The sequence below is a fragment of the Pseudomonas sp. BF-R-01 genome (assembly GCF_019946615.1).
Taxonomy (GTDB): Bacteria; Pseudomonadota; Gammaproteobacteria; order Pseudomonadales; family Pseudomonadaceae; genus Aquipseudomonas; species Aquipseudomonas migulae.
The window spans coordinates 1-8,196 of sequence record NZ_JAGYFX010000164.1 but is presented as its reverse complement, the minus strand read 5'-3'; the positions used below and the strand labels follow the sequence as shown (position 1 = coordinate 8,196).

Here is an 8,196-nt window from a genome sequence, read left to right as displayed (position 1 = left end):
CGCCCCCTCGAGAGGCCGAGTGGAGGTTCTGCGCAGTGGGCAACCCGGCATGGATGCCGGGTTAGCCGCCCCCGGCCATGGATGGCCGATGGCGGCGGGCCCACGGAGCAGGACCGGAGCGAGGGCATGGCGAGCCTTAGCGAGCCACCGAACGAAAGGGGCAAGAGCCCTTTGGTTACTTTGGGGCTTTTCCAAAGTGACTCGCCGTAAGGGCGAAACCAATACCCGCCGTTACCCCAGCAACGGATATGCCCCATTCAAAGCCTACGGTTAGCGCCCAAGTGAACAGCATTGCGCCCCCACAGGCAGGGATCAGCGGACAATTTTGTCCACATGAATCCCCAGCTTCTTCAACCGATACCAGAAGCTGCGCTCGGAAATCCCGATCAACTGCGCCGCCGCTGCCTGCACGCCGTTGCTCTGTGCCAGCGCCGCCAGAATGTAGGTTTTTTCCACCTCGGCCAGCGCCGCTTCCAGGTCTGCCGGCACGCTGCCCTCAGCGATCAAAGTGCCGCCGCCGTTGGCACTCGAAGCGAACAGATACGCCGGCAGGTCTTCCTCTTCAATCACCGCGCCCGAGGCGACAATGGTCGCCCGTTCCACGCAGTTCTGCAGTTCGCGAATATTCCCCGGCCATGAATACCGGGCCATGGCCTGCAACGCCTGCGGGCTGAAACCGCTGAAACGTTTGCCGGCCGCAGCCCCCAGCGTGTGGGCGAAATGCCGAGCCAGCGGCGCAATGTCTTCAACCCGTTCGCGCAGGGCCGGCAGCGGAATCGGGAAGACGTTGAGGCGGTAGTAGAGGTCTTCGCGAAACTCCTTGTTGGCCACCGCGTCCAGCAGGTTCTTGTTGGTCGCCGCGATCACCCGTACATCGACCTTGCGCTCGCGCGGATCGCCCACCGGTTCGATCACTCGCTCCTGCAAGGCCCTAAGGATTTTTGCCTGCAAGGCCAGCGGCATTTCGCCGATTTCATCGAGAAACAGCGTGCCCTTGTCGGCCTGCTGGAAGCGCCCGACGCGATCCGCCACCGCGCCGGTAAACGCGCCTTTGCGGTGGCCGAACATTTCGCTTTCCAGCAGCCCCTCGGGGATTGCCGCGCAGTTCACCGCGACAAAAGGTTTGTCGGCGCGATTGCCGTGGGTGTGGATCGCCCGGGCGACCATTTCCTTGCCGGTGCCGCTTTCGCCGGTCAGCAGAATGGTCGCGTTGCTTTCGCGCACCGAGTCGATGGCGTGCAGCACCCGCCGAAAGCTTGGGCTGTCGCCGATCAGGCTGTCGATCTGCCGGTGCTCGTCGAGCTCGGCGCGCATGCGCTGGTTGTCTTTGAGAATGTCGCGAAATTGCAGGGCCTTGTTGACGGTGATGTCCAGCTCATCGATGTCGAACGGCTTGGCGATGTAGTCGAAGGCGCCGTTGCGCATCGACTGCACGGCGTTTTTCACCGTGCTGTAGGCGGTCATGACGATCACCGGTAACTGCGGAAAACGGCTTTTGATTTCTGCCAGCAGTTGCGGGCCGTCCATGCCGGGCATGCGCCAGTCGCTGATCACCAGGTCGATGTCTTCGCACTCCAGCACCTTGAGCGCGTGCAGGCCGTTGCCGGCGGTGAACACCACAATGTCGTTCTGACTGAGCGCCGAGGCCAGCAGGTCGCAGAGCTTGGGCTCGTCGTCGACCACCAGTACGTTATGTGTCATCGCTGCCCTCGTCGAAGTCTTCACCGTTGGCCGGAATGTACAGGGTGAATGTGGCCCCGGCATCTTTTTCACTGACGCATTCGATGCGCCCGTCATGACTCTCCATGATCGAGAACACCTTGGCCAGACCCAGCCCGGTGCCCGAGGCCTTGGTGGTGACGAACGGTGTGAAGATCCGTTCGAGCATGTCCGGTTCGATGCCTTGGCCGGTGTCGCTGATGCTGATCACCGTGTAGTGCCGGTCGCTGCTGATGCCCAGGGTCAGCCGCCCGCCGTCGGGCATGGCGTCGATGGCGTTGACGATCAGGTTCAGGCCGGCCTGCTTGATTTGCCGCGCGTCGGCGTAAAGCGTCGCGGTGGGCGATTGATCATCGATTTGCACATCAATGTTGTGGCTGGCCAGCTCCGGCGCGCAGAAGCCGACCAGTTCATCCACCAGCGGGCGTGCCAGTTGGGTCGAGCGCATCGGTGCGCTGGGTTTGGCGAAGTCGAGGAAGTCGGTGATAAGGTCGTTGATCCGGCTGACTTCGCTGACCACGTACTCCAGATGACGCTTGTCGGTCTCAGGCAAATCGGCGCGCCGGTGCAGCAGTTGCGTGGCGGTTTTGATGATGCCCAGCGGGTTGCGGATTTCATGGGCCAGGCCCATCGCCACTTCGCCCAGCGCATGCAGACGGTCACGCCGACGCAGTTGCGATTCCAGATGCTGCAACTCGCCGAGGCGTTCGCTCATGTGGTTGAAGGTGCTGCTCAGTTCCGCCAGTTCGTCGCCGCCGGTGACCGGCAGGCGTTGGCGATAATCCCCGGCGATCACCGCTTGTACGCCTTTGGACAACCCGCGCAACGGCTTGGTCAGGCGCTGCGACACCAGCCAGCCGACCGCCAGGGACGCCGCCGAGCTGAGCAGGAAAATCAGGATGAACAGGTTGCTCTGATTGACCAGCCCGACCAGGCTGGTGTGGCGCAACAGACCGCTGAAAATCACCCCTTGCAGCTCGCCGTTCTCGTTGAGTATCGGCCGGTAGATACCGCTGTAGCGGTTGGTGAATTGTTCGATTGGCTGTTTGGTGCTGCGCAGGATCTGCTCGATTTTTTCCGGCACGGCCGCCGGATGATCCTCGAAGCGCTGGGTGGAGAAAATCTCCGAGAAGTCATTGGCCTTGGCCAGATACAGGCGCAGGTCCAGCGAGTGCACATCAGCCACGCTGGTGAGGAAACTGTTGTCGAGGTAGGTGGCAATCACCAGTTTGTACTCGACGCCGTCCTGATCCGTTTCGAAGGTCGAGACCACCGTGCCGGTCGCCACGCCACCGACTTGCAGGGTTTGCAGCACCGCCTTGGGCGCGGTGCTGATCTGGCGGACGATGTCGTCGGCGGCGGTGCTAAACACCACTTTGTGATCGCTGGTGCGCACCAGCGCCACGACGTCGATGCCCATGGAGTCGGCGATGTCGGTGGTCAGCTTGTCGTGTTTGTTCGCCAGCCGATCGGTGGGCGGGCGCGTGTAACGCAAGAACAGCTGCGCGACCCGGGCGTTGTCGCGCAGGATTTCGCTGATCTCGTCCTCGACGATCTTGGTCGATTCCTGCAGCCAGATGCGTACGTTGCTGTCGAAAATCTGCGACAGCGTGGTGGCCGCCAGTTCGGCGGCGATCATCGTCGGAATGACGCTGACCAGCCAGAACGCCAGCACCAGTTTGCGCTGCAGGCTCCAGCCAGAGAGGGCGAAAGGTCGAGCGTTGGTGCGTGAGTCTTTGGTCATTGTGCTTCGCTTATTGCTGCTCGCTGATCGCGGCGGCCATGGCAGGGTCGGAACGGTCCGGTCGGATAAACAATTTCACCACACGCAACAGGCTATCGAGCAAGCGGTTGCGATGGCGGAAAAACACGGTGTTGCCGGTAAACGAGCAACCCAGGCGCAGCTTACTGGCATAACCGGCCTGGCCGCACGCGTAGATCGGAATGCCGTGCTCAATACAGTAGTCGACATTGGCCAGCCAGCTGCGCACGTAGAGATTGTGTTCACGGGTCCGGGCCAGGTCGTGGGCGAAGAACTTGTCGACCAGTCGCAGTTCGTCGAACAGCACAAGGTTGAACGCCACCAGCTCTTCGCCGACCCAATACAACACGCACGCGGCACGTTCATCGAGGTGTTCCAGGACCTGGCGGAAGTAGCCGGGCGGCAGGCGTTCGAAAGTCAGGTCGCTGCGGCTCAGTGTGGCCTCGTAAAGCGCCATCATCCTCGGTAGAAGGTCATCGACCGAGCGCCGCCATTCGATGCGCGGCCCCTGGCCACGCAGGGTGCGGCGCAGGTCTTTACGGGTGGATTTGCCGAGCGTGCCGAGGTAGGCGTCCACCGAGCCAAAACGGATCGGCAGCTCGGCGCTGGGCAGGCCGGGCATGCTTTGCAGGCCCGCGTCCTGACACACCTGCAACCATTGCGGGTCGCGGTGAGAGGCATCCTTGACGGCCAGCAAACCGACCCCGGCCTGATCGGCATCGTGGCGCGCCAGCCGTAATAATTGCTGAAGCAGGTCCACGCGTCGGGCCGGTTCGATGTGCGGCGCGGTCCCGACGTGGCACTGCTCTGCCACCGGCGAACCGAGGGCATACAGGTGCACGTCGAACAGCCCCGGCCACACGCGACGCAGCCGTTCACTGATGCGTTTGCCCAGCCCCTGAACCGTGGTGTCCAGCGAGTAAGCGGTGGTGAACGCCACGGCCGCCGCGATCAATACCTCGTCTTCGTACAGCGCCAGATAGCGCCATTGAAAGTCTGCGATGCCGGCCCGTTCAACCGCCCGGTAGTAATTCCAATCCTCCAGCTCGGCAGGGAAACAGACATTCCAGGCATCGCGGTCGATGGCCTCGATCGTCGAAAAGGCAAGGGCTGTGATCACATCGTTTCCTTGAGTCAGGCCAGTTGCCGATAGTCCTGGCGCATGGGTTTGGGGGCGCAGCGCTGTTGAATGAAACGTTGCCGGATGAAGTCCGCGCTGAGCTCCACCACGCGGCGGTATTGCAGGTCGACGGTGATCATGTGGTAGCAGTCGTCGAGCAGCACCTTCACCACCGGACCGCCGAGTTTGCGTTCCACATAATCGGCGTTCCAGCGGCTGGTGATGTCGTCTTCGCGCGAGTGCAGCACCAGCGTTTGCGTGGTGATCTGCGGCATGCGTTTTTTCACCGCCGCCACCAGTCGATGCAGTTCCCGGACACTCACCCCGGACATGGTCAGCAGCCCGGCGTTGCTGCTTTCTCCGGCCTTCATCTGCCGTTCGACGACCGCTCGCAAGCGTTCGTCCTTGATGCCGAAAGGTGATTTTTCGTTGAAGCGGCACAGGTGCACACCAAACGGAATCGCCATCAGCAACGGCGTGAGCACGGCGACCTTGGGCATGTTCCAGCCGTCGTAGCGCAGGGTCGTCGAATACAGCAACAAGCCTTCGATCTGCCCCGGATGCTCGGCGGCGAGGTACATCGACAGCACCGCGCCCATCGACAAACCGCCGACGAACACGTGCTCGTGTTTGCGCCGCACACCGATGAAGGTATTGCGTGCGCTCTCGTACCAGTCACGCCAACCGGTGGCTTGCAGGTCGGCGTTGTCTCCGCAGTGCCCGGCCAGCGTCGGCACGTAGACCGTGCAGCCCGCCTTGGCCAGGCCGATGGCGACCCGACGCAACTCGGTCGGGGTGCCGGTGAGGCCGTGGATCAACAACACCGCGACCTCTCCGCTGCCGAGAACGAAACCGGCGCTGCCTTCGCCCATGTCGATCTCTTGCTCGTTCATCGTGTCATCGCCCGATGCAGCAAGCGGTCGAGCAGGGCGATGCCCAAATCGATTTCCGGATAGCTGATTTCCAGCGACGGCGCGAGGGTGATGACGTTCTTGTAGTAACCGCCCACGTCGAGAATCAGGCCCAGGCGTTTGCCGTCGATTTCGATGTCGCCCTTCATGCCTTCTTCGACCATGAAATCGAGCGTGGCCTTGTCCGGCGTGAAACCGTCCGGGCCGCAGATTTCGCAACGCAACGCCAGGCCCAGGCCGTCGACGTCGCCGATGATCGGGTAGCGTTTCTGCAAGTCTTTCAAGCCTTCGAGGAAGTACTTGCCCTTGTTCATGACCATCGCGCCGTAGTCGACTTCACTGGTCATCTTGAACATTTCCAGGCCCACCGCCGTGCCCAACGGGTTGGAGGCGAACGTCGAGTGGGTCGAGCCTGGCGGGAAGATTTTCGGGTTGATCAGCTCTTCTTTCGCCCAGATGCCGCCCAGCGGGTTGAGGCCGTTGGTCAGCGCTTTGCCGAAGACGATGACGTCGGGTTTGACGTCGAAGTGCTCGATCGACCACAGCTTGCCGGTGCGATAGAAGCCCATCTGGATTTCGTCGACCACCATCAGAATGCCGTGCTGGTCGAGCACATGCTTGAGTTCGCTGTAGAAGTTCATCGGCGGAATCACGTAGCCGCCGGTGCCCTGGATCGGCTCGACGTAGAACGCGGCGTATTCGCTCTGGCCGACTTTCGGGTCCCAGACGCCGTTGTATTCGGTCTCGAACAGGCGGGCGAATTGCTGCACGCAATGGCTGCCGTATTCTTCCTTGGTCATGCCTTTCGGGCCACGGAAGTGATACGGGAACGGGATGAAATTGGCGCGCTCGCCGAAGTGGCCGTAGCGGCGGCGATAGCGGTAGCTGGAAGTGATCGACGAGGCGCCGAGTGTGCGCCCGTGGTAACCGCCCTCGAACGCGAACATCAGGCTCTTGCCGTTGGTGGCGTTACGCACGACTTTCAGCGAGTCCTCGATGGACTGCGACCCGCCGACGTTGAAGTGCACGCGACCGTCGAGGCCGAATTTTTTCTTCGCGTCGACCGCGATCATTTCCGAGAGCTCGATCTTGCCTTTGTGCAGGTACTGGCTGGCGATTTGCGGCAGGGTATCGATCTGCTGTTTCAGCGCATTGTTCAGGCGCGGGTTGGCGTAACCGAAGTTGACCGCCGAGTACCACATTTGCAAATCGAGGTAGGCCTGGTCTTCGGTGTCCCAGACGTAGGAGCCTTCGCATCGGCTGAAGATACGCGGCGGGTCGATGTAGTGAACGGTGTCGCCGTAGGAGCAGTATTTGGCTTCTTTATCCAGAAGGATCTGGTCTTCTGCGGTAGCGATTCGAATATCAGACATGGTGGAGGAGTTCCTGTGTTTCAACGTTGAAAGAGGTGGCATTGGCGGCGTTGGCGCTTGGCAGCAAGGCCAGCAGCGCCGGCAGTTCGGCGAAGCTGTCGAAGCGCGCATAGGCGATGCCGTTGCGCTCGCAGTGCTCGGCCAGGCGATCCTTGGCGAACACGAAATCGGCGGTGGCGGCCACGCACATGTCGGACTGGCCGTCGCCGATTACCAGCACCCGTTTGGTGCTGGGGGTGGATTTGCATTTGCAGTTGCCGGAGGCGGCGCGGCAGGCGTCGCTGGCATGGGGGAAGTCGATGCGCCAACTGTCGTGATCGAGTTGGCGCAGGCGATTGGCGAGGATCGGCAAGAGGCTGACGTAGTTGCGCGCCAGGATCCGTGCGATGCCTTGCTCGATGCCGTCGCTGACCACTTCGAGGGAGGCACCGAGGCCGATCACATGGTCGACGAAGTCGGGGAAGTCCGGGTCGATCTCGACCGTGTCGAAGAACCCGAGCAGCTCGGAGGGTGTGGCCTTGACCAGCGAGAGCTGGCGGCTGAGGCATTCACGGGAACCGATGTCGCCCGCCAGCCACTCGTTTTCGATCGCTTCCCAGCTCGGGTCGGCGAACCGTTGGAGGATGCTGTCGATCACGTCGGTGCGGGTGATGGTCCCGTCGAAATCACACACGATATGCCAGTCAATCATCTGCGTTACCTATCTTGTAAAAAGTGTGCGCCGGGTGTGCTGTCTGCGCTGCACAGGGGGTAGAGCAGGGACTGTGCCAACCGGGTTTGGCCCAGCGGGGGCGGGGTTCTGGCGTGTGTTCGTGTCTTCGAAGCTACAATTTTTGTAGGTCGCTACAAACAACATGAGTGCTTGCGCCGGGAGCGCGATCCGGGGATTGATGCGCGCATGTCCCGTTCAAGGAATTGCCTCATGTCGAGGATTACAGTTGCTCTTTTCGCCGCGCTGACGTGCCTTTCGGCCAACGTTTCAGCAGACGGCATCACCGGCGAAGCAGGGGTTGGCCTCAGCTATCAGCCGCACGACCCAACCGGCAGCCGTTACGAAACCCGGCCCGTGCCGTATCTCGATCTGGACTGGGGCGATGTCAGCCTGAGCACCGATGACGGGCTGACCTGGGACGCGTTCAACGCAAGTGGCTTCAGCGCCGGGCCGTTCCTGAATTACCTGCCGGGACGGACCTCCAACGGTGAGCTGCAAGGCTTGCGCGATGTGCCGGACATGGGCGAAGTGGGCGGGTTTGTGCAGTACGCGCCGGCCGACTTCTGGCGGGTATTTGCTTCGGTTGGCCAGGCGGTGGG

General features: G+C 61.8%; 7 protein-coding genes. 1 reads left to right on the top strand and 6 read right to left on the bottom strand.

Translation table 11 applies throughout. From position 1 onward, the window contains the following. Positions 1 to 312: 312 nt before the first annotated feature. From KGB27_RS30120 to KGB27_RS30095, 6 genes are read right to left on the bottom strand one after another with little or no spacing between them, the layout of a single operon-like run. Positions 313 to 1,701, bottom strand: coding sequence for a sigma-54-dependent transcriptional regulator (locus KGB27_RS30120; RefSeq protein WP_223557312.1), 1,389 nt, complete (start codon positions 1,699 to 1,701; stop codon positions 313 to 315). Beyond that, entirely contained in the window at positions 1,691 to 3,463 is a 1,773-nt protein-coding gene (locus KGB27_RS30115; RefSeq protein WP_008040844.1) for a sensor histidine kinase, read from the bottom strand. Before KGB27_RS30115 ends, KGB27_RS30120 begins: the two co-directional genes overlap by 11 nt. Positions 3,464 to 3,473: 10 nt before the next feature. Further along, positions 3,474 to 4,601 carry a GNAT family N-acetyltransferase gene (locus KGB27_RS30110; RefSeq protein ID WP_223437432.1) on the bottom strand — a complete coding sequence of 376 codons (1,128 nt, stop codon included), beginning with the start codon at positions 4,599 to 4,601 and terminating at the stop codon, positions 3,474 to 3,476. 14 nt (positions 4,602 to 4,615) lie between these two features. Then, a complete protein-coding gene (locus KGB27_RS30105) occupies positions 4,616 to 5,494 on the bottom strand; it encodes an alpha/beta hydrolase (RefSeq protein WP_008040846.1) in 879 nt (292 codons plus the stop codon). Next, positions 5,491 to 6,885 (bottom strand): aspartate aminotransferase family protein, encoded by a 1,395-nt coding sequence (locus KGB27_RS30100; protein ID WP_008032198.1) that lies wholly within the window; start codon positions 6,883 to 6,885, stop codon positions 5,491 to 5,493. Before KGB27_RS30100 ends, KGB27_RS30105 begins: the two co-directional genes overlap by 4 nt. Beyond that, entirely contained in the window at positions 6,878 to 7,576 is a 699-nt protein-coding gene (locus KGB27_RS30095) for an MtnX-like HAD-IB family phosphatase (protein WP_192228570.1), read from the bottom strand. The genes KGB27_RS30100 and KGB27_RS30095 overlap by 8 nt, the downstream gene beginning before the upstream one ends. 231 nt (positions 7,577 to 7,807) lie before the next feature. Here KGB27_RS30095 and KGB27_RS30090 point away from each other — a divergent pair. Then, positions 7,808 to 8,196: MipA/OmpV family protein (locus KGB27_RS30090; RefSeq protein ID WP_223416010.1), on the top strand; the 389-nt coding region annotated here is incomplete at its 3' end.

Coding starts and splice junctions, on each gene's coding strand:
- KGB27_RS30120 (WP_223557312.1), bottom strand. CDS start 1,701: ATGACACATAACGTACTGGTGGTCGACGACGAGCCCAAGCTCTGCGAC.
- KGB27_RS30115 (WP_008040844.1), bottom strand. CDS start 3,463: ATGACCAAAGACTCACGCACCAACGCTCGACCTTTCGCCCTCTCTGGC.
- KGB27_RS30105 (WP_008040846.1), bottom strand. CDS start 5,494: ATGAACGAGCAAGAGATCGACATGGGCGAAGGCAGCGCCGGTTTCGTT.
- KGB27_RS30100 (WP_008032198.1), bottom strand. CDS start 6,885: ATGTCTGATATTCGAATCGCTACCGCAGAAGACCAGATCCTTCTGGAT.
- KGB27_RS30095 (WP_192228570.1), bottom strand. CDS start 7,576: ATGATTGACTGGCATATCGTGTGTGATTTCGACGGGACCATCACCCGC.